Annotated in this window: 26 protein-coding genes; 21 read left to right on the top strand and 5 right to left on the bottom strand. The window is 35.8% G+C overall.

The window, feature by feature from the left end; genetic code table 11:
• Window positions 1-61: 61 nt before the first annotated feature.
• The 8 genes from F931_RS11885 (at window position 62) to F931_RS11850 (ending at window position 6,437) form a co-directional block, all read left to right on the top strand.
• Complete coding sequence (locus F931_RS11885) at window positions 62-328, top strand: hypothetical protein (RefSeq protein WP_016141608.1); 267 nt, start codon at window positions 62-64, stop codon at window positions 326-328.
• Window positions 325-618, top strand: coding sequence for a hypothetical protein (locus tag F931_RS11880; protein WP_016141607.1), 294 nt, complete (start codon window positions 325-327; stop codon window positions 616-618). Before F931_RS11885 ends, F931_RS11880 begins: the two co-directional genes overlap by 4 nt.
• Window positions 619-809: 191 nt before the next feature.
• On the top strand, window positions 810-1,214 hold the full coding sequence (locus F931_RS11875; RefSeq protein ID WP_016141606.1) for an HNH endonuclease: 405 nt from the start codon (window positions 810-812) through the stop codon (window positions 1,212-1,214).
• Window positions 1,211-2,176 carry a helix-turn-helix domain-containing protein gene (locus F931_RS11870; protein ID WP_016141605.1) on the top strand — a complete coding sequence of 322 codons (966 nt, stop codon included), beginning with the start codon at window positions 1,211-1,213 and terminating at the stop codon, window positions 2,174-2,176. The genes F931_RS11875 and F931_RS11870 overlap by 4 nt, the downstream gene beginning before the upstream one ends.
• 66 nt (window positions 2,177-2,242) lie before the next feature.
• Window positions 2,243-2,659 carry a DUF559 domain-containing protein gene (locus F931_RS11865; RefSeq protein ID WP_016141604.1) on the top strand — a complete coding sequence of 139 codons (417 nt, stop codon included), beginning with the start codon at window positions 2,243-2,245 and terminating at the stop codon, window positions 2,657-2,659.
• A complete protein-coding gene (locus tag F931_RS11860) occupies window positions 2,640-3,146 on the top strand; it encodes a hypothetical protein (RefSeq protein ID WP_025470345.1) in 507 nt (168 codons plus the stop codon). The genes F931_RS11865 and F931_RS11860 overlap by 20 nt, the downstream gene beginning before the upstream one ends.
• A 49-nt stretch (window positions 3,147-3,195) precedes the next feature.
• Window positions 3,196-4,698, top strand: a complete 1,503-nt coding sequence (locus F931_RS11855; protein ID WP_016141602.1) for an SEC-C domain-containing protein — start codon at window positions 3,196-3,198, stop codon at window positions 4,696-4,698.
• Window positions 4,699-4,907: 209 nt separating this feature from the next.
• Window positions 4,908-6,437 (top strand): protein kinase domain-containing protein, encoded by a 1,530-nt coding sequence (locus F931_RS11850; RefSeq protein WP_016141601.1) that lies wholly within the window; start codon window positions 4,908-4,910, stop codon window positions 6,435-6,437.
• Between the two features lie 40 nt (window positions 6,438-6,477).
• On the opposite strand, the gene F931_RS11845 is transcribed toward F931_RS11850, so the two are convergent.
• Entirely contained in the window at window positions 6,478-6,912 is a 435-nt protein-coding gene (locus F931_RS11845) for a hypothetical protein (protein ID WP_016141600.1), read from the bottom strand.
• A gap of 532 nt (window positions 6,913-7,444) precedes the next feature.
• Between F931_RS11845 and F931_RS11840 the strand changes: the two genes are divergently transcribed.
• Window positions 7,445-8,194 carry a hypothetical protein gene (locus F931_RS11840; RefSeq protein ID WP_016141599.1) on the top strand — a complete coding sequence of 250 codons (750 nt, stop codon included), beginning with the start codon at window positions 7,445-7,447 and terminating at the stop codon, window positions 8,192-8,194.
• A gap of 27 nt (window positions 8,195-8,221) precedes the next feature.
• Here the strand turns inward: F931_RS11840 and F931_RS11835 are convergent, their stop codons facing one another.
• From F931_RS11835 to F931_RS11825, 3 genes are read right to left on the bottom strand one after another with little or no spacing between them, the layout of a single operon-like run.
• Entirely contained in the window at window positions 8,222-9,040 is an 819-nt protein-coding gene (locus F931_RS11835; RefSeq protein WP_016141598.1) for an HNH endonuclease, read from the bottom strand.
• Window positions 9,034-9,444 (bottom strand): (deoxy)nucleoside triphosphate pyrophosphohydrolase, encoded by a 411-nt coding sequence (locus F931_RS11830; protein ID WP_016141597.1) that lies wholly within the window; start codon window positions 9,442-9,444, stop codon window positions 9,034-9,036. The genes F931_RS11835 and F931_RS11830 overlap by 7 nt, the downstream gene beginning before the upstream one ends.
• 41 nt (window positions 9,445-9,485) lie before the next feature.
• The gene (locus F931_RS11825) at window positions 9,486-9,947 is read right to left on the bottom strand and encodes a CC0125/CC1285 family lipoprotein (protein WP_016141596.1); all 462 of its coding nucleotides are present in this window, start codon (window positions 9,945-9,947) and stop codon (window positions 9,486-9,488) included.
• Between the two features lie 289 nt (window positions 9,948-10,236).
• Between F931_RS11825 and F931_RS11820 the strand changes: the two genes are divergently transcribed.
• The 12 genes from F931_RS11820 (at window position 10,237) to F931_RS11775 (ending at window position 20,006) form a co-directional block, all read left to right on the top strand.
• Complete coding sequence (locus tag F931_RS11820) at window positions 10,237-10,884, top strand: hypothetical protein (RefSeq protein ID WP_016141595.1); 648 nt, start codon at window positions 10,237-10,239, stop codon at window positions 10,882-10,884.
• A gap of 174 nt (window positions 10,885-11,058) precedes the next feature.
• A complete protein-coding gene (locus F931_RS22060) occupies window positions 11,059-12,291 on the top strand; it encodes a PDDEXK family nuclease (protein WP_016141594.1) in 1,233 nt (410 codons plus the stop codon).
• A 627-nt stretch (window positions 12,292-12,918) separates the two neighbouring features.
• A complete protein-coding gene (locus F931_RS11815) occupies window positions 12,919-13,347 on the top strand; it encodes a hypothetical protein (RefSeq protein WP_025470343.1) in 429 nt (142 codons plus the stop codon).
• A gap of 29 nt (window positions 13,348-13,376) precedes the next feature.
• The gene (locus tag F931_RS11810; protein ID WP_016141592.1) at window positions 13,377-13,568 is read left to right on the top strand and encodes a hypothetical protein; all 192 of its coding nucleotides are present in this window, start codon (window positions 13,377-13,379) and stop codon (window positions 13,566-13,568) included.
• A gap of 279 nt (window positions 13,569-13,847) precedes the next feature.
• A complete protein-coding gene (locus F931_RS22400; RefSeq protein ID WP_016141591.1) occupies window positions 13,848-14,000 on the top strand; it encodes a hypothetical protein in 153 nt (50 codons plus the stop codon).
• 330 nt (window positions 14,001-14,330) lie between these two features.
• The gene (locus F931_RS11805) at window positions 14,331-14,594 is read left to right on the top strand and encodes a hypothetical protein (RefSeq protein WP_016141590.1); all 264 of its coding nucleotides are present in this window, start codon (window positions 14,331-14,333) and stop codon (window positions 14,592-14,594) included.
• Window positions 14,595-14,645: 51 nt separating this feature from the next.
• Window positions 14,646-15,083, top strand: a complete 438-nt coding sequence (locus F931_RS11800) for a hypothetical protein (protein ID WP_016141589.1) — start codon at window positions 14,646-14,648, stop codon at window positions 15,081-15,083.
• Window positions 15,043-15,684 (top strand): putative metallopeptidase, encoded by a 642-nt coding sequence (locus F931_RS11795; RefSeq protein WP_016141588.1) that lies wholly within the window; start codon window positions 15,043-15,045, stop codon window positions 15,682-15,684. Before F931_RS11800 ends, F931_RS11795 begins: the two co-directional genes overlap by 41 nt.
• 58 nt (window positions 15,685-15,742) lie before the next feature.
• Window positions 15,743-16,261, top strand: coding sequence for a DUF2280 domain-containing protein (locus tag F931_RS11790; RefSeq protein ID WP_016141587.1), 519 nt, complete (start codon window positions 15,743-15,745; stop codon window positions 16,259-16,261).
• Window positions 16,221-17,513 carry a terminase large subunit domain-containing protein gene (locus F931_RS11785; RefSeq protein WP_016141586.1) on the top strand — a complete coding sequence of 431 codons (1,293 nt, stop codon included), beginning with the start codon at window positions 16,221-16,223 and terminating at the stop codon, window positions 17,511-17,513. Before F931_RS11790 ends, F931_RS11785 begins: the two co-directional genes overlap by 41 nt.
• A 39-nt stretch (window positions 17,514-17,552) precedes the next feature.
• Complete coding sequence (locus F931_RS11780) at window positions 17,553-18,893, top strand: DUF4055 domain-containing protein (protein ID WP_016141585.1); 1,341 nt, start codon at window positions 17,553-17,555, stop codon at window positions 18,891-18,893.
• A gap of 9 nt (window positions 18,894-18,902) precedes the next feature.
• Entirely contained in the window at window positions 18,903-20,006 is a 1,104-nt protein-coding gene (locus F931_RS11775) for a minor capsid protein (RefSeq protein ID WP_016141584.1), read from the top strand.
• Window positions 20,007-20,039: 33 nt separating this feature from the next.
• On the opposite strand, the gene F931_RS11770 is transcribed toward F931_RS11775, so the two are convergent.
• On the bottom strand, window positions 20,040-21,173 hold the full coding sequence (locus F931_RS11770; RefSeq protein WP_016141583.1) for a multidrug effflux MFS transporter: 1,134 nt from the start codon (window positions 21,171-21,173) through the stop codon (window positions 20,040-20,042).
• Window positions 21,174-21,186 lie beyond the last annotated feature (13 nt).

Raw genomic sequence — 21,186 nt, 5'->3', positions numbered from 1 at the left:
AAAACCACTACCTGCGGTAACAGGAGTGGTTAGGCATCCAAATCTATAGCGAGATTAGAACATGAGCAATTTATCAGAACAGCCAATCGAACTCAACTCAGAAGAATTTGTAGTGGGTGACATGGTGGTTGTTAATGAACTGGATCATAACGAAATTTTTGAAGTATTTGGATTTTACTACAGCACATCTAAACGACTTTTTGTTAAGTCAGCGTGCGGTAAGCAGTTAGCTCTACCAGTTCAATTCTTTAGATCGGCATCAATTGCTGAGTTAGAAGCAAAACGTCGATTAACTGCAGAAGAATTAGCACGGGCGGAGGTGCCATGAATCAGCAATTTAAACACCTTCCTGAACATAAGCAGCGTGAAGGCATCCAGTCATGGTACGAGCCAGCTCTTAACCTTCTAAATAAAATGCTTGAACGAAATAAAGCGAATCTCCGTAAGCGTGGATACAACGAAAAGAATGCAGCCTTAACACGCGAAGAGTTTAGACAAGAACTTGCTCGCCGTGGCCGCATTACTTTGTATTTGGCTGGGGAAATTGAAACGAGTTTGTATAAGGCTCAAAAGATTGAATACATGGGCGGATATGTAAAGCCTAAGGTTGGTGAGTAATGAGTCTGGATGCAACTATTTGGGCTTCACAAGGTCAGTTCAAAGACCCTGAGGGTAACAATATAAAGACCGTGATGATGTTTGAGGCAAGTGTGAAAAGAATAAAAATCAAGAGGTCCAACCATCATGAGTAAATATATCCGACAGAACTTTCATGTTGTAATTAAAGCTAATTTTATAGGAGCTACAACATGAAAGAAGATTTTGAAATTTGCCAATATTGCTACGAAGAGTATGCGGTCGATTATTACAGCAAAATTAACCCTGAGGTTATTTTATGCAACTTATGTGCAAACATGATTTTAGAAGTTGTACATAAGGCTCAATTTGGACGAGATTTTTTTGGGCGAAAAACTGAAGAGTACTCACAAAAATATATGAAAAAGAAAATCGGTCTAAAACTTCGCCTTGAGGTTTACGAGCGAGACGGGTTTAAGTGCGTTACATGTGGCATTCAGAAGAATTTAACACTTGATCATATTAAACCAGAGATTTTGGGCGGTGTATCAACAATAGAAAACCTCCAAACAATGTGTAAGTCATGCAATTCATCAAAGGGTACTAAGTATGATGAATCAGATGAGGAGGGTGAATGAGTCTAGATGCCACTAAATGGGCTTGGGAAGTCCAGTTCAGCGATCGTAAGGGCGGCAGTCTAAAGCCACTTAAACGACTCGTCCTGTTGTCACTAGCCGATCGTGCCGGTGAAGAACATACATGCTATCCGAGTGTTAAACGCCTAGAAGACGACACTAATCTTGACCGTAAAACGGTAATGAAGATTATTGCCGAACTAATTGAAGATGGTCTTATCGCCGATACGGGTGAACGCACGGGTAAAACCAAACAGGTAAAAATCTATAAATTAATTGACGTGTTAGGGCGTGAAAATAAAAGAGTCCCAACAACGGGATACTTACCGCAGGAAAGTACCGATTTAAAGGGTACCAATGTTGGAACAGTACCAACAACGGAACAGTCCCATTGTTCCGAGGAAAGAGTACCAACGATCCCATTAAACAGTCCCAACGTTGGGACACGGAATCTACCAAAGAATCTATCAGATGAATCTAAAAATAAAAAAACATGGTTGAGTTTGAAAAAACTTGGTGAAGAAATTCGTTTGGCAACTGATCAGGAAACTTACGAGCAGATCAAAAACGCGACATGGTTCGATCGGGAGTTACGAGCTTTTGAACTCTACAACGCCGAGAAGAATCTTTGTGATGAACTCATGAATTACCACTTTGCAGATTGGTTAATCAACGCATGTGGAAAATACCAAGCACGTGAACAGGCAGCTTTCCGAAATTCAGGGTCGCAGGTTCGGTGCTCGCCGAGCGCACCGCACCTGTTGAGCGATAAACAGGTTCATACCTTCGCTCAAAAACTTTCACAACATCCTGAGTTCGCAAGCCAGTTTGCAGCTGCAGGGGAAAGTTACGATCAACTCGCAGCACGTATTGCCGTAAAACTTAGCGATCCTGCTCAGGCCAAACAATGGGAGCCGTATCTCAAGCAAGTTGGGTTCAAAGGCACATTGCAGGGGGCAGCATGATAGACCTCTACGATGTCAACGTAGCGCTCTTGGAAGGTGATCTCTACGCTTTTGAAAGGGGTATTCATGTCTAGCATGAGTTTAGCTGAATACCGTGAATTATTTCCAGTGAAGACAACGAAGCGCCGTTCAGCAAAGCAAGGTACCAGACAGCCAAGTGAAGGCGAGACGGTATTGGCAACACACCTAAGAGCATGCAAGATCAGTTTTGAGCAGGAATATAAATTCCATCCGAAACGCAAATGGAGAGCAGATTTTTTAATTACGGGGACAAAGATTTTGGTAGAGGTAGAGGGCGGGATCTGGAGTGGTGGACGTCACACAAGGGGTAAAGGTTACATCGGGGATATGGAGAAATATAACTCGGCGGCAATGATGGGTTTTACAGTTTTACGGTTCAGTACAGAGCAAGTGAAGTCAGGTTTAGCAATTCAGCAGATAGAGAAAATGGTTGGGGGAATGAATGACACTAATGATCGATAAGAAGCATGTTATGCACTCAGTGGACTGGTCTAGGTTCGATTTAGAAGGCTGGTTATATCAGTTCGGTGCATGGTTAGATCAAAAGAGTTTTACCGGTATTCCTTCTGGAGCATATAGCAACCCAATTGCATCAGCGATGGTACAAGTTGAAAAGCAGCGCCGTTTAAAACGATTAGGTAAGAAGAAACAACGAGAAATCATCGCCAATTACTTTGTGAGTGAATCAGATCCGTTTCGTAAAACTAAATCTAAAACCCAGTGCCAGATTGATGACAATGAAGCCCGTGCAGTACAGCGTTTAATATTGGATTTAATGGGGCAGAGTGAAGTTATGGATGAATGGATGGACGCGATTATTGACCGTTACTTCCGTGGGCAGTCATGGCCTGAGATGGTAAGAGAAGATCGTTCACAGTCAGATGCACGTAGTGATGTGAAATGTGGGCTGGCAGTGTTGCATTGCCGGTATGGGTTTATTGAATATTAATTTAAGTTATTGTATATATTAATTTAAAATATAAAATATTGTGGGCATAATGTTAGAACCTATATTAAAAAATGAAGGTGTGAATGAAAGCGAGAGACAACTATCTAAGCTTTTGAATACTACTTTTTTATCTTTGTGGAGTTATATTGGCCCATACAGTGATGAAGGGGCTGCTAAAAATAAGCAAGGTAAAGAGATATGTGATGCCTTAGTCGTTTTTGGAAATAAAGTAATTATATTTTCTGACAAGGAAATAAAGTTCAATGAAGAAAAAAGTTTAGATGTAGCTTGGAAGAGATGGTACACAAAATCTATTACAGATTCAGTACGTCAATTGCATGCTGCGGAGTCTTGGATAAAAAACAATCCACAAAGAATATTTCTGGATAATTTTTGCACAATTCCTTTTCCCATTAATTTAGATAATAAAAACTTAGAGTTTCATCTAGTTGCTCTTACAAAAAACACCTTAGTGCCTGCTAGAAAATATTTTGATACTTATCAAGAAGGAAGTACGGGTACTTTTATTCATTTTTATCCATTAGAAGAAAGTGAGTGTCTAAAAAAGCCTTTTGTTCTCTGTGACGTTAATAAAAGTAAAACCTTTGTACATATTTTTGATGAATTTTCTATAGATTTAGTCATAAATGAATTGGGAACAATATCTGATTTTTTAAACTATTTAAAAACTAAAGAAAATCTAGTTAGAAAATATAATTTACTAAATGTTCCTGGTGAAGAGGATTTACTAGGATATTATTTAAATAATGAGAAATTTTCTTATGGTGTAAATACATTTGAATATCCCAAAGAAGATAACCAATTATTAGTTATTAGTGAGGGATATTGGAATAGTTATAAAAATTTTGATTATAAAAAACATCAGTTTATAAAGGAAATGGGAGCATCTTGGAATAAATTGGTTGCTAGTATTTCCGACAGTATTATTACAGCTAAAGTTGGTGAAGGAAAAGATAGTCCTTTTAGTATGCATGAAAGAGCTGCTCGATCGCTTGCATCTGAAAACAGATCATCTAGAGCATATCTAAGCCAAGCATTTTTGGATAAAATTCAGAATGTTCCAGATAACCGAAGATCAGCAAGATGTTTACAGTCTCCTATAAATAAGTCTAAATTTTATATTTTAGTAATATTGCCATTTTCAGAAAGTGAAAGCATAGAGGACTTTAATCAAAAACGGCCAATAGTAGCATGGCAATATTCATTAGCTTTGAAGTATAGACAGTCAAAAGCAAAGGAGATAGTCGTTGTCATAATGCAACCACAAGATAGTGAAATACAATCTGAAGCAATATATACTTATGATTACTCAAAGCCGCTTGATTATAAAGACACAATTTTAGCGAAAAAAATAATTAAAGATTATTCCATACTCAGTGAGTTTACAGACTATAGTGATTCATCAAAAGACCATAATGCTAAATTGAAAATTAAATGGGGAAGAAATGAAAAGTGTCATTGTGGCTCTGCATTAAAATATAAAAAATGCTGTCTACATAAAGATGAGCTCACTCATAGTAGATACACATAAAAAGCATCTCTCAGTGCTTTTTAATCTTTAAAACTCTCATCGGGTGGTAGTTTTTTATGTACTAAGGAAACAGGTTCATACAAACGATATGAGGAGAAGAGTGGCTTGGCGGTATTACATTTTCAGTATGACTTTATTGGTTATTAGTATTTGATTTTAATTCTATTTTCAATTATTTTAATCGAAAATCTAAATATGATAATTTACTTATGAATTTATACGAATATTTTAAGACTAACGATTTAATTTCTAAAGTAGGCGAGTTCAAGCTAATTCAAGTTGGGGTAAAAAGCGGCGGAAATTCTAATGTACTTTTCTTTAAACAAAAAAATGGAGAAAAGGAATTTGCAGTGAAATTTTTAACTGAGCAATCATTGAGCACCAGAAAGCTTAAAAGATTTGTAGATGAATATTTTTCTTTAATTCAATTACCACCCCATAAAAATGTTGTCAGACAGTACCACTTGGATAGCTTTGAATATCCAAGTGAAGCAGGGAATAAAATTGAAATTTCTTACATCATAATGAAAAAATATAGTTCAAGTTTAAAAGATAAAGCTGTTCCAGATTATGATGGGCTAAAAATTCTAAAGCAAATTGGAAGTGGATTGAAACATCTTCATAATTTTGGTGTTATTCATAGAGATATAAAACCAGAAAATATTTTTTACGATGATGAAATAGGTGAATATGTAATAGGTGATTTCGGAATTGCTCATTTTGATGAGGAATTTGTTACAAAACTATCAAGTACTTCCCCAACAGAGCGTTTGGCCAATTTTTCTTTTAGTCCAGAAGAATCGACTATTAGAGGGTATGTTGCAAATCCAAGTTATGATATTTATTCATTCGGTCAGGTCATACATTGGTGGTACGCAGGTCAAGCTTCAAAAGGTACTAGAACACCATTCGTAGATGATTCTTCTGATCCGCATTTAAAAGCTTTAGATAAAGTTGTACATAATTGTATATTTAATAATCCTAAACAACGCTTTCAATGCATTGATGATATATTCTCATTTTTTAATGATATTCTTTCTAATAAGAGAGATGTTTATCAAAGAACTTATGATTTAAATAATGCAATTACAAAAACAGTTCCATTTATAAAGAGTATAGAAACTATAGATACTTTAAATAGGTTTGAAAGTTTTTATAAAAATTTAAATGAATTTTTGATATATGAAGAGTTTTGGTGGGTGGATTTAAATGGAGATGATTTAGATTTTAAGGGGCTAGTTAAAATTGATAATAATAAATTTTTATTTAGTAAATTTTATGAAATAGAAGTCGAAAAAATTATTTTTTATAAACATGATTCTAGGCTATATAATAACTTTTTTATTGTGTTAACTAAACCTTCAGAAATGTTTGATATTTATGATAGAGATGGAAACATAAAACCTAGAGAAAAATCCAATTACTACAAAGATATTGCAATTTTATTTGATGGTAAATATTACGATCCCTCGCTTTTTCAAAATAAGTATTTTGAACTACCTGATGGTCAAGTAATAGATTTAACTGATCATATTTTTGAAGAAAGGCATCGATTTTTAAAACCGTTCGCATTTCTTGTATGTCCTAAATTAGCAGGACCTGCATGTGGTGGTAATGATATTGCTGCTGAATTACTAAGAACCGTTCGACAGAATGATGAGTTAACAGAAGATGATATGAATCTATATTTAAGAAAAATTCGTAAATATCACTCATCAGAATTTACAATGTGGGATTAAAAAGAAGCACCTTAAGGTGCTTTTTTTATTTCGAATAATTTTACTCTAATGCTACCAATGGTTTTCTATCAAAATTGAACAAGTACTTCCATTGTCGAAGAAAAGGGCATTCGATAGGTGAGTAGTCATTTAATATTTTAATGAACTCATCATCGAATCCTGCTACACGGAATAGCTGAACTTTGTTGTTAAATGAATTAATGCCATAGTGTTCTTTTGTTGCTCCTGAACCATACGCAGGAATCCATTCATAAAATTCTAAAAGAATCTTTACACGTTGATTCTTTCTCATTCCATTCTTTAGAGTGCGCTCATATTCTTGATAGTGATTTAAGAGTTTTGCTTGTACCCAATTCCCGTTAAAAAAGCGATGACCTTCAAATTTCCCACTTTCAAAACTACCTTCTATGATTTGATTGTGATGCAAACCTTTAAAACTTGTAGCGGGTAAGCCAATAGTAAAGCTTAAGTCCATGATGTTTTTGTATATTTTAGAGTTTAAGATGAAAGAATATTATCACTAAAGTATTTTAGTACAAGGGAATATTTGTGTTAGTTGCATGATGTATAATTTAATAGATTCTGATAAAAGATTGAAGAACTATTCAAAATTATGGCTAAAGTTGAGAAAAGTGTCACGTTGTTATTGGCATTCAGGGGCACGGATATAGATAGGCAGGAACAAAATTTTAATGTAATACACGATTATTTGTGTAGCTTAATTGGAGTGAAAAGGGTGAACTACGAGAGAATTACTGACTACGAGTTTGAGATTGATGTCGTAATGAGGCCAAGATATATAAAACGTAAAATTAAAAACTTTCTCGCGCAAATACAAGTTATTTCTAACCCTTTAGATTTTGAATTTTCATACGCTATAAGTCATTGAATATTGAAAGTTTAAACGGATTTTGGCATATTTGTGTTATAGAGGACGAAGCTATAGTAACCCATTGAACTACCTCGCTGAGCGGGTTTTTTTAATATTTTAAAATTGAAAAGAGCTCATGGATAGAAAAAGTTTATTAGCAGATTTACTGGCTATTTATGCAATAATATTAACAATTTGCATTGCTTTATATGCAATCTTTGATGTTTTTAAGATAGATAAGTCAACTGCCACAAACTTATTGGTTTGGTCAGCAACTTTATTAGCTCCTATTTCTATTTTTTATGGATTTCGGAGTTGGAAAATTCAGCTATTCGATCAGTCAAAAATAAATGCTCTAGAAAATATTAAGAAAAAAGTCTCTGAGTTTAATAAAGTAACTCTAGACTATCGTCTTTATAGTAGAAATCTTTATCTTTTACTTGAAAAGGATGAGACCACTTTTAAAAAAATATTAAAGGAATGGGTGGAAAAGGCAGAGTTAATCAGACGAGAAATAATGTCTATATTAGAAATTGATGGAATCTATTTTGATAGCTCAAAAAATGAGTTGAAAACTCTGTATAAGCATAATGATAATTTACTAGAATTAATTAATGAAATTGAAAATGCTGAGTTTATCTTATTTACATGTTGGATAGGTTCGGCTAGTCCTTCGCCTTTGGAGAATGGGGAAAGCAAGGAAATTGTTATATACAAATATATGTACTTACTAGATCCATCATCTCATTATTTGAAACATAAATTATCAAATAAGCCAGAAATATTAGATCACTGTCAAAAGTTCGAAGACGAGATAATTTCTACCCCAATCAGAGAATTCTTTAAAACTCTTAATGAAATTCTGCAATACACATTTATTAAATAGTATTGCAGTAATAAAAGACTCTCATTTTTACAGTTCTATATTATTTTTTAACCTTAATATATCAACTTCAGCATTCACGATATGCATTTTCTTATGACAATTCGGGCAAAGTGCAACAGTATTTTCGACTGTGTCTGGCCCGCCGTGCGCTAACCATTCAATATGGTGAGTTTCTAAGTAGGGCTCACCATTTTGGTCTTTAAAAGGAGCAGGCTGTTCACAGAGCTGGCAAATGCCATTAGCTAAACGCTTTGCAAGCTGGGCAATAGCATCGGAACGAATAAAGTATTTTGTTTTGGTATTACGGTAGCTGACTTGCGTTTGTGCTGTAGCATGGGCATCTGCCATCAACTGCTCAATCGATTTCTTCTTATACTTGCGCTGCTTTTTCTGACTAGTACGCTCTATGGTCTCTACACTAATCGCCGTATTTGAATCAGATAATTTAACAGGGAATATCCAGACTAACCGATCTTGTTTATTGGCATCAGGTTGGATCTTTTGATAGGGATCTGCTACGAGAGTAACAGGACCTTGATAGATATATTCTTTATCGACAAATACTTCAAAAAGATGGACAGACACGCCGTTCGTATGACTTTCAGCTAATGTTCTATTTTGACTTTTTAATTCCTGGTCACCGACTTGGCCCATGCCAGTGTAATGCAACTCATCACCAATCCATCTATCTTCATAGATGGACTCTACATGGTTTGAAACAATGATGAGGGTGTTGGTCTTTTTAGATCTACGCATTCCGCCCTGAGGTGAGCAAAGGAAATATTTGCATAATTCTGCGTTATTTAAAATGGTACCTGGTTTTAATTGTCTAAAATCTTTCAACATGCTGCAGTCTTATTATCAAGTAAGTATTTCACGATGGGGATATCAGCAGCAGCCCAGTCGAGCTGTTCTAATTCATCGATAGTGCACCATTGTACATCCTGGTGCTCACTTAAAGCCAATTCTTCAATAGTCTTAGTCACGCACATAAAAGTGGTCAGTTCGATATTAAAGTTGGGGTAGGCGTGCTCTACAGTTAATAGATACGCTGTTACTTCTATATTAAGATTGAGCTCTTCTTTAACTTCTCGAATGAGTGCTTGCTCGAGTGTTTCTTCAGCTTCGACTTTACCGCCCGGGAATTCATACTTATTCGATAAATAGGGGTACTTATGTTCACCTTTCAGGGCACATAAAATTTTATCCTGGTGTTGGATGACTGCGGCAACGACTTCGAGAGATTTCATAAGCGCTTAAAATAGTTATCTAACTATTCTTCATCAAGAAATTAATGGCTATATTTTAGCTCTAATGGCGTCAATTTATAGTTGAGTCGATATTTAATTCTTAAGGCCTTCGCTACCTTAATGGCATCTAATACTTCAGTATCTGCTCCAGGATCTTTGACTCCTACGATTTGAGCTTCAACCATAGGTTGATAGGTATCATTTCTTACACCTGATGCGATTTGGTAGTTTGAGGTCACAAGAGTACCTTGATTCATTTTGGGAATCTTAAAGTAGCGAAAATCATTTTGCATAACTAACTCAGCACCGCGTAGAACAACAAAATCTCTTGCTTGTTCTGGTGAGCTACCACGATCACCTTTATAACTTACATAGAAAGAATCTTTACTCGCTTGTCCTTCTCTGAAATGAGACATTACCGCCCCCGGGTTATAAGCTGGGGGAATTAAAACAGCACATCCTGATAAGGATAATAAAAGAATGGATAGGAAAATTTTATTCATCTATGGGGTTCTCTTTATTTGAGTTGAAGAAGAGAGTTATTTTTAGCTTCATTCAAATTTCCTGTTCAGTATATCTAAAGATCATAAATACATGTATCAGAGATTTTGAATCTTTAAGACTACTTGAACTTAATCAAGCCAAGTGCTCTTATTGCGTTAATTTTAATTGACTCTTTGAAAATATAAAAATTCAATTGATATTTTTAAAATAATTTATTTCAAAATTTAATGTTAATTAAATGCTTAATTTATACTAACCTATTGTCAATTTATTTATAAACTTAAATTTATGCGCACTATTGATTATATATTTACTATAGAAGTTCCTGATTGCAATCAAGATTTCCATATCATTGAGGAAATTAAGAATTCTTGTAATGATAAAAATATAAGAGTAATTTCAGCTGACTTCTTCTATAAAGATATTTTTTTATCAATTTTAGAAGGGAATGATCTTGTAACAAGCATGGAAATGCTGGTTGGGCCCAATGATAAGAATGAACTAGTTGAAAAGTTGGCTTCTGAGTTTTCAAAATTAAAAAATGAAAAACAGCTATTGATAATTGATCCTTATTTTTTTGATGGAGGGATAGAGACAATAGATCTCTTTATAAAAATTTTTGAAAAATCTAATTTAAATCCTTTTTTCTTAAAAATTATATCTAGAGAAAATTTGGGTAATAAAAATAAAAGTAAAATTGAGGAGAATATACGAATTTTTAAGGATAAAATATTTTATCAATTTGGTATTGATGTTGAAATTCAAAAAACTGATGAATTTCACGATAGATTTTGGTTAGGAATCGAGAGTGAAATTGGAATATTAATGGGCACCTCACTTAATGGTTTAGCAAAAAAAATATGTTTAGTCCATGAAATTGAAAAGCAAGATGTTAAGGAAATTCTTAGTACCTGTTCGAACTTAGAGTTAATCTAAAAAATTAATTCAAAAGACTAAAAGTTATTAAGAAACTCAAATATGTTAATTAGCTAACAAATTAGAGTATTTGATGCCCTGCTAAATATAACCTATTGGCAGGGCTTTTATTTTTCTATGAGTTGAATGACATATGCTGTATAAAGGCAAAATCTTTTGCAGAGATTGAATTCCATGCCAATATTTACTTTAAATAATAATGAACTAAATGCAGTTGAGACCACCTCTTTTAAAGAAGAAGCTATTCTGGAAAGATTGCATCTTCAGCAGGCACTTAAAAAAAATATCGGAGTAATCGCTGAGGACTGTCTTGTTATTGCTGAAGAGTATGCTGAATGGGATGGCTCAAAGAGAAGAATTGATTTACTGGCAATTGATAAAAATGCAAATCTTGTAATTATAGAGCTGAAGCGTACAGACACTGGTGACCATATGGAGCTTCAGGCTCTACGGTATGCATCAATGGTTTCCACAATGACTCTGGATATAGCAATAGATATTTATCGTCGATATAAAATAAATAATGGCTATCCATCTTTTGATCACAACAATGCACGTGAAGAAATTTCAAATTTTGTAGATGTTGATAATCTGGATGAAAGTAATTTTGCGGATGATGTGAGAATCATTCTTGTCTCATCAAACTTTTCAAAAGAATTGACCACTTCAGTGATCTGGCTTAATGAGCGAGATCTGGATATTACCTGTATAAGAATGCAGCCATATACTCACAATTCTCAAATTCTAGTTGATATTCAACAAATCATCCCTTTACCGGAAGCAAAGGATTATCAGATTAAGGCACAGAAAAAATCAGAAGAAAGAAGAGAAGCCAAGCTTACGAATGCAAGGGATTACTCAAGCTTCATGTTCAATGGTAAAACTCTGAATAAACGTTACCTGGCTCTGGAAATTATTAAATGCCGGTTTGATGAAATCGAAAATAAGAATATCGAAGATCTTAGAGCAGAGTTTAATGAATATCCGAATCTGGATAGATTGCTGGTTAAACTTAACCAATTGGATGAGCAAAGATATGACCGTTATTTTATTGAGAAAGAACATCAGTTACAGATGAGTAATGGAGACATATATGTTATTTCCAATCAATGGGGCAAAGGTAATATTTATCAGTTGATAGAAATTGCAGCCAGCTTTAACTATGAAATTATTAACACTTCAAAGGATCAGTTGAAACGTTCAGTTGAATATGGTGATTATTTGATAGAACAGTTGGAAGATACCACTATTCTAGTTTATAAAAATGGCGAGAAAGTATCGGCTTATGGAGTATTACTAGAGTTGGCCTCTTCTATAGGAATAAGCCATTTAAATAGTAAGGGTGGTAAAAAGAACACTAGGCAACTTGGGAAAGACTTGATTGATCAATTAGGCACTAACTCGTAGATCTATTAAATTTTACTTAATCAAAACTAAATGCATTAAATACAAAACTTGACCCTGTACAGGGTAAATGCTATTTTTGCGTTATAGTGGTCGAAGTGTAAATGAAGATCACGCAAGATATTTAAAAGTTCATCGAAAGATGGGCTTTTTTGTTTTAAATATTGAAAAATTAAGGTGTAGGGTTATATTAAAGACTTTAAAATAAGATGGAACATAAAAATGTTTATTATGTACGACGATATCTACATAAATACAGATAATATCAACTACGCCAAGATTTTAAATGAAACCTCATAGGTAATTTTTTACTTCGGACCAACAAAGGACAATGAGGAAGGGGCGAGTGTTACTTTGCAGTTTGGTGATATTTATCAAATTACGGAATTTTTAGAATCCTTTAATCAAAATACTTAGCCTTTTCTAAAGGCTCTTTAATGGATATCTTTATGACCCTTAAAGCTGATTTCTACCGCTCCCCGTTGTAAAGATACTCCATTACCGAAAGCTAAACGAGTTTAGTTAGGAGTAAAGGAAAAACCAAAAGAATAAGATACGAAGCAATAGATTTTTTATTAAAGTTATATAAAATTTACGTATTCCAATATTTGTAATGGGCACATGAATTTTATGGGCAGAATATTATTATTTTTTATAAGTTCATTGATTATTAGCCCAGTGTACAGTGCTGATGATTTTTTCGAAAAAAAACCTTCTATCTTAATTGCTAAGGATGAAGGGATCCAAAATAATAACAGTCGTGAGAAAGTTGATTTTTTTGAGTTATCAAATCAACAAAAAATAGATCGTACAAATCAAGTTTTTAAAAGGGCAGAGCGAGCTAATGACATTCTATTCCAAACGGCGAATATGACTGATTATGATAAATCACAATATTACAGGGAAAATAAGTTTGCTAATAATAGGGGTTATTCACCATACATTGAATCTACACTTAATAGAAAAGTAATTTCAGAAGAAGAATATCAGCAGGAACTTGAGCAAAAAAGAAAAGAGAGAAAAGTTGATCGAACCCTTATGTACCTATTAGACAAGTAATCTCAATTAAATTTTATTGGCTTAAATTTATGAAAAATCAAAATGATCCAATTGAAAATATAGAGCAATTAGATGCTGATAGTGAGCAAAAGCAGGAAAACTCGGTACTTAATTCTGTGAATCCTGGTCCTGTTGAAGTAACAGATTTAATTGTAGAAATCGGGAAAGATATAGCTGATTTTGCATCATCTATTCTAGACAATATTGATATAAATTTTTAATTTAATAGTTCCTCAAATAGGAGCATTTTCATAGAAATTTTAAATATGAATTTGTAGTTGCATATATATGAATATCCATATATGATTCATATCAAATACTGCGCTGAAAGTTTTTATTTTTTGTGGCCCATTTCTCTTTTGGAGGGATGGGCTTTTTAATGTCAGTTTTTAACTTGCCGAACGGATTACGGCACTAAAAGCCCCGCTAAATATTGATTATTGGCGGGGCTTTTTATTTTATGTGCTAGGCTGCCATTCATAATTTTATGGAAGCTTACAATGTATATTTGTATTGGCGGTGATTTGGACGGTGAAGTTGTAAATAACCGTGAAGGAACATATTTTGAAGTAAGTGAAATAGATTCAAGCAAACAATCAACCTATAACCGTCAGAGTTATATTGTTGGTGAAAATGCTTATAGATATGACTAAATATTTAATAAAAAAGCTTCTTCGGGGGTACTTTTAGGAGTTTTGTTGATGAGACTACGTTGTTGTGACTTTAAAAAAACCAATACCTTAAAATTATATTAAAAAATGATTAAATTTACGTAAAGTCATATACATTATTAAATAATCAGCACAAATATTAAATTTTCCGAAAGAAATAAGAGAGATATATTATAAAAATACAAACAATATGAATGTTTGTATTTTAGAAATAAGCTTCTAGCCTGCTGAAAATGGGATCCTCCATAACAACTGAATAGCAGGTTGCTTGTATAAACTCTAATACTTGACAAAATAATTTTGGAGATATTTGTGGCTAATAAATTTAATGCTGAACAGGCACGAGTAAATTTAAAGCAGGGGAAAAAAAGTCATCAAAATATTTATGAAGATATTCTTCAGCAAGTAGAATCTAGTTCAAAAAAAGGGATTAATCCTGTTTATTTGAATTTCTTAAGGGGAAATATTACACAAGAGAATATAGATAACATCATTAGTAAGCTTCATAAATTAGGTTTTGAAGTAGATATTAGGGAATCTTCATCTATAAGTTTTTCTGTAAAGGTTAGTTTTTAACTACTGATATTTTGAAAAGCCGCCTATTGGCGGTTTTTTTATGGGTTAATTATGGATTGTAAAGATTACTTTTGGCTAACAAGAAAAAAAGAACCTAAAACAAAACCAAAAAGCAGACCATTACCTAAAGCTAAACAAAATTATTTAGAGGCAGAAGAAACCTTATTTCAAGAGCTAGAAGAAAATCTAATTGGCTATCGACGAAAATTTCAATTTGAATCTACCAAGAATTGGCGGTTCGATTTTTATATTGTGAAGTTGAATCTTCTTATAGAAATTGCTGGCAGTCCTTGGTCAGTTGGTCGAGGTGGGCGAAAAATTGCAAATGCAATGGGTAAATATGATCTTGCTTTGGATAAGGGATATAAATTCGAACGTCTAGAGCCCCACCAAATTGAATCAGGTTATGCAATCAACTGGATTAAAAGTGAATTAGCGAGAATTGAAGATGGATCAGATCAGACCATTTCCTCCACAGGAGTTGATTGATAAAGCCGAAGAGGATGAGGCAATTAGATTAGCTCCCGCACCTGATTTAATGAACTGGGTAATTAAAAACTTTTTAACTATTGGTGGACCATTACATAACCCTGATCACGACCATATTGCTGAGCTGCTTCATGATAATGAAGAGTTTCTAGCTTGTGCATGGGCATCATCTGCATGTGTAGCTAAAAAACGCATAGTACTAGGCCAATGCGAAAAGGTGATGTTCAACCAAGGCGGGTGGAAGAAAGCTCGACAAGAACAGCAAATGCGCGATTGGTTCGGATTTGTGCCAACATACTTAATCACTATCGACGCTACCTTTTGCGATAAAGCCAATGATAGTGAGTTTTGTGCTTTGCTTGAGCATGAGCTCTACCACATTGGCGTTGAGCGTGATGAAGACGGTGAGATTATTTATAGTGATCATACTGGCTTACCAAAGCACTATTTAGCTGGTCACGATGTGGAAGAGTTTATCGGTGTTGTTAAACGTTGGGGTGCAAATGAAAACGTTAAGCGGCTTATTGAAGTCGCTAAAAACCCGCCGTTTGTTTCTGATTTAGATATATCAAAATGCTGCGGAAACTGTGTAATCAATTGAGCCTTCTGGCTCATTTTTTTGTCTATTTTGCTAGACGTAGCTAGACAAAGGTAGGGGTATGGCTGCATTAAAAGAACAAGTGAAAATTTATATTGTTCAAGCTCTTGCATGCATGGATACCCCTCAACAGGTTGCAGATGCTGTCAAGCAAGAATTTAACATTGAAATTGATCGTAAACAGGTACAACTTTACGATCCAACTAAAGCCGCTGGAAAAAATCTAAGTAAGAAATTTAAGTTACTGTTTGAAAAGACACGTGAGGAATTTAGGAACAATATTTTTGATATTCCTCTGGCCAATAAGTCATTTCGTATTAATGAACTGCAGAAGATGTATGACACAACCAAGAACAAGGTCATTAAGCAAAACATCATTAAGCAGGTGAAGGATGAAATGCATGGTCATTCAGCGCAATTGCTGGATCTTGAATTAAAGCAGCTTGAGATCGAAAAAATCAGAAATGGTGACGGCGAAGGTGCTGACGATCCAACACCAGTAAAAGTAACCATTCAAGTTGTAGATGCGAGTAAAAAAGATGCCGAACATCAATCCGACGCTGAATGTACCTCAGGCTAATTTTTTACAGATGGAGAAAAAGTTTCGTGCATTTGTGGCGGGCTTTGGATCTGGTAAGACTTGGGTGGGTTGCTCTAGTTTGTGTAATAAAGCTTGGGAGTTTCCCAAGGTACCTTTAGGTTATTTTGCTCCTACTTACCCCCAGATTCGGGATATTTTCTTTCCAACAATTGATGAGGTAGCTTTCGATTGGGGACTTAAAACCAAGGTCTATGAAACCAATAAAGAGGTGGATATCTATTATGGCCGACAGTATCGAACGACTATCATCTGTCGATCTATGGAGAAACCAGCAACAATTGTAGGTTTTAAAATCGGTCATGCCTTGATTGATGAGCTAGATGTCATGGCCAAAGTCAAAGCACAACAGGCTTGGCGTAAGATCATCGCACGTATGCGTTACAAGCAAGCTGGTTTGCTCAACGGTATTGATGTGGCTACAACACCTGAAGGCTTTAAATTTACCTACGAACAATTCGTTAAAGAGGCAAATAAATCAGAGGCTAAACGTAAGCTTTATGGAATGATTCAGGCTTCAACCTATGACAATGAAGCTAACCTTCCAGATGATTATATTTCATCGCTTTATGAGTCATATCCTCCTCGATTGATTTCAGCTTATCTAAGGGGGCAGTTTGTCAACTTAACGAGTGGTGCTGTATATCCAGATTTTGACCGGATACTAAATCATACTGATGAAGAAATTAAGGAAGGTGAGCCGTTACTAATTGGAATGGACTTTAACGTTCTAAAAATGGCAGCGGTGGTTTATGTCATAAGAGAAGGCAAGCCAAGAGCGCTGGATGAGCTGGTTGGAGTGAGAGACACACCGACCATGTGTCAATTGATTAATGAACGCTTTCCAGATCATGATATTACCGTTATTCCAGATGCCTCAGGTCAGGCAACATCATCAAAAAACTTCAGTGAATCTGATCATGCAATTTTAAAGAAAAATGGTTTTAAGGTTGAAGTGAATGGCGTCAACCCAGGCATTAAAGATCGAATTAATGCTGTGAATGCCCAGATCCTTAATGCGGACGGTGAACGACACCTAAAAGTGAACACAAACAAATGTCCAAACTTTACCGCAACTTTAGAACAGCAGGTTTATGATGACTTTGGAATGCCAGATAAAAGCGCTGGCTTGGACCATGTGGGTGATGCTGGAGGTTACCCGTTAGCTAAGCGATTCCCAATCATCATTCAGAAAGTATTTAAACGGCGCACAATCGCTGGTTTTTCTCGTTAAACAACGCACCTTTACAGGTGCTTTTTTATTGGTGTTTTTATGGCAGTTACTGATAAACATCCGCAGTATATTGCTGCACAAAAAAGCTGGTTGGTTATGCGTGACGCCGTTGCTGGCGAAGAGCAGATTAAACAGGCACAAACCAAGTATCTTCCTAAATCTGCAGGGATGATTGAGGCTGAAAAGCAGGGAGATACCACTGGAGAGATTTATAAAGCTTATCTCAGTCGTGCTCAGTATCCATTATGGGTTCAAGACTCATTGCGTACGATGATTGGTCTGGTTTCTAAGCTTGAACCTAATATTGTAATTGAAAGTACTTTATTAAAAGGGCTTATAGAGAATGCAACCAATGACGGATTTGGGTTAAAACAACTTTTTATTCGTATTTGCCTAGAGTTACTGGAATATGGTCGCTGTGGTTTGCTTGTCGATGTTGATGCTAACGGCGTGCCTTACTTCGCTCTATATGATGCCTTATCTATCATTAACTGGAAGGAAAACAGCATTGGTGGCCGTAAGGATCTAAAACTATTAGTGCTCGAGGAGCAGTTTGATAATAGTGAAGATGAGTTTGGCCATAATACAAAGACGGTCCACCGCGTTTTAGCTATGCAGGAAGGTGCTTTAACTGTCCGTTTATTTGATGGCTCTACTCAAGAAGATAAAACTCCGGATCTTGGCGGTAATCAGCTTTCGTTTACACCGTTTGTTTTCTGTGGCACCACAGACAATTCTCCAGATGTTGGAACTATTCCGCTTTTAACTATGGCAAAAGCCGCGCTTAAAAGTTACCAGCTTAGTGCGGATTACTTTCAATCACTTCACCATACCGCACACCCTCAGCCTTGGATTAACGGCTTAGAAGGTGATGAGGACATTAGTGTCACTGGTGTGATGGCTGTCTGGAGTTTACCTAGCGAATCTCAGTGTGGTTATTTGGAAATATCAGGTAGTGGCATTGAGCTAACTAAACAGGAAATGGATGCTCAAAAGAACGCAGCATTAGAAGCCGGTGCAAAAGTCATTGATACCAATACACAAGAGTCAGGTGAAGCGCGCCGTGCCCGTCAGGATGACCAGCAAGCAAGTCTACATAGTATTGTGACGTGTGCAGCTGCTGCTATTGAGCAGGCAATCAAATATGCTGCCCAATGGTTAAAGCTGGACCCATCAAAATACTCTTTTACAGTGGAGCCTGAGTTTATTGTTCAGCAATACGACATCAATCTTGCTAAACAACTTTATGAAGGTGCTATTGCTGGAAAGAATTCATTCCAGACGTATTGGGAATATATCGCTACTGGAAAGCTACCAGCTCATGATTTTCAAGAAGAGTTGAAACGGGTTGAAGGTGAGCGAGATAGTTTGCCGTTGTAGAGGTGTTAAATGACTTCAAAAGATAAAACGTTGATCGAAGTACTTACACAACATCAGGCATATTTGTATCGGGCTTCTTCTCATTCAGTGAATGAGTTACTAAAGATCTTTAATGATGAGTCGACTGCAATGCTGGCAAAGCTTCGGGATTTATTAGATGAGTTAAATGATTCAGAAAAGGCTGCTCTTGCTGGTGGCCAGTACACCACGACAAGCCTAAAAGAGATTCGGGATTTAATCTCTCAATGGTTTGCTGCAATAAATACTTCATTGCCAGAAGCCTTCGCCGTATCTGCTACAGCATTGGCTGTATATGAAGCGAATTACACAGCTAAGCTATACGGTGGCAAGATTAAAAAGCCAAACGGTGAAAAGCTATATTCAGCAGCTAGAAAGGTTCCTTTAGTTGGCGGAGCATTAGTTGATGATCTACTTTCCAAGATTGCTGAAACAGCTCGCCAGAAAGTTGAATATACTATTCGTGATGGAATTAGCTCAGGTAAAACGAATCAAGAAATTGTTCAGCGTATTCGTGGTACCAAGCGTCTTAATTTTGAGGATGGTCTATTAAGGACTTCTAAATCTGATATCGATCGTACTGTGAGGACTGTACGTAGCCATGTCGCGAATCAAGCTTATCTTAATAGCTTTAACCAGATTGGTTTTGAATATGTTCGATTGGTTGCAACGCTGGATGGAAGGACTTCAAAACTTTGTGCATCTTTGGATGGTTCAGTTTGGGAAATAAACGACCCTGCTAAACGTGTGCCGCCGTTACATCCAAATTGCCGTAGTATTTTAGTTCCAGTTGAGAAAGATGGACAATTGGTCGGACAACGTCCTTTTGTGATGGATGAGCGAAGAGTGAAAGATATCCCCAAAGATGAGCGTGATCAGTTGATTGGCCAGCTAGATGCGAATACAACATTCAAGGAGTTCTTTGAGAAAACAGATGATTTCTTTCAAAGAGAGTGGTTGGGGCCAAAGCGTTTTAAGCTCTACAAAGAAGGTAGGTTTGCTTTTGATAAATTCTTTGACCCGGAGGGACGTTTATATAACTTGGATGAGTTGAGAATATTAGATGAGAGGAAATTCAAGGAATTGGGCATATGAATATATAAGACAGTATTTAGTCATTTGTTTCTACTAATCTCGTTCTAATGTTGGCCTGCATGTTAAGGTTGCTAAAGCACATACTGTCAAAACAAGACCTAATTGCTGCACTAGGCCTACAAGACCTAACATGCTTCCTAACAGTAAATAGTAAGTTAGGCCAAATAAAGCACCTGCCGCACCTGCTTGTTCACGATAGTGATGTAAGGATTGACTAAGTACATTCGGAATTGCAATACCATAAGCAATTACAATTCCGGTGACAGGAATTAAAATCCATGCTGTCGTTTGCAATGACCAAGCAATAAGGCCACATATGATTGCTATGTTACAGGCGTGCTGTACTAATCTTTCTGGGCTAATATTTGAAGCTAATAGTTTCCGATTGAGTAAACTGCTAATGAGCGAAGCAATCGCTAATAATAATCCTGTCCAACCATATGTTTTTGAATTCCAGCCTATTTTATTAAAAAGAAATGGAGCTAGGCTGTAGTAACTAAAAATCATCGTATTAAATAGCGCGATCAGTAACGCATTTTTCCAGAGTGTACCGTCTCGAACCATGCGTACAGCTAATTTAGTTATTCGAGAGTTATTTATCTGAGCAGGATGAGTTTCGGGAAGAATGATGATGGTAAGTACTAATAAAAGTATGGCTAATAGCGCCAATGTAATAAATACACCCATATAACCCAAAAAGCTTACTAACCATCCTCCGGTCACAAGTCCGAAAACTGGGCTTATCGCTAGTGCAGCCCCCATAATAGAAAATACTCTAGCAAGTTGTATTGATTCATAGGTGTCTCGAAGCATGGTCTGAACCACGATAGAACCAGCAGCAGCACCTAGAGCAGAAATCATTCGGGCCAATAGTAATATTTTGAAATCTGTGGCTGTGATTGCTAACAAGCACCCAACACCATAACAGATAAGACCTGATAGCATGGCTGGACGTCGACCAATATGATCACTTAACCATCCCCATAATGCTACCCCTATAGCAAAGGCAATAAAATAAACTGAAAGAGTTTGTGCTGCTTGCTCATTACTCACACCAAATGAATTGGAGATGTATGGCAATGTCGGACTATAAATAGTTTCAACAAGTTGGGGAAACATAATTAGGAGAGTTAATAGCCACAATGGAGGTCGTCTATTACAGTTCATGCTACGTCTTAAT

Source organism: Acinetobacter pittii ANC 4050, from assembly GCF_000399685.1.
GTDB classification, from domain to species: domain Bacteria; phylum Pseudomonadota; class Gammaproteobacteria; order Pseudomonadales; family Moraxellaceae; genus Acinetobacter; species Acinetobacter pittii_E.
This window is presented reverse-complemented; position numbering and strand designations above follow the sequence as displayed.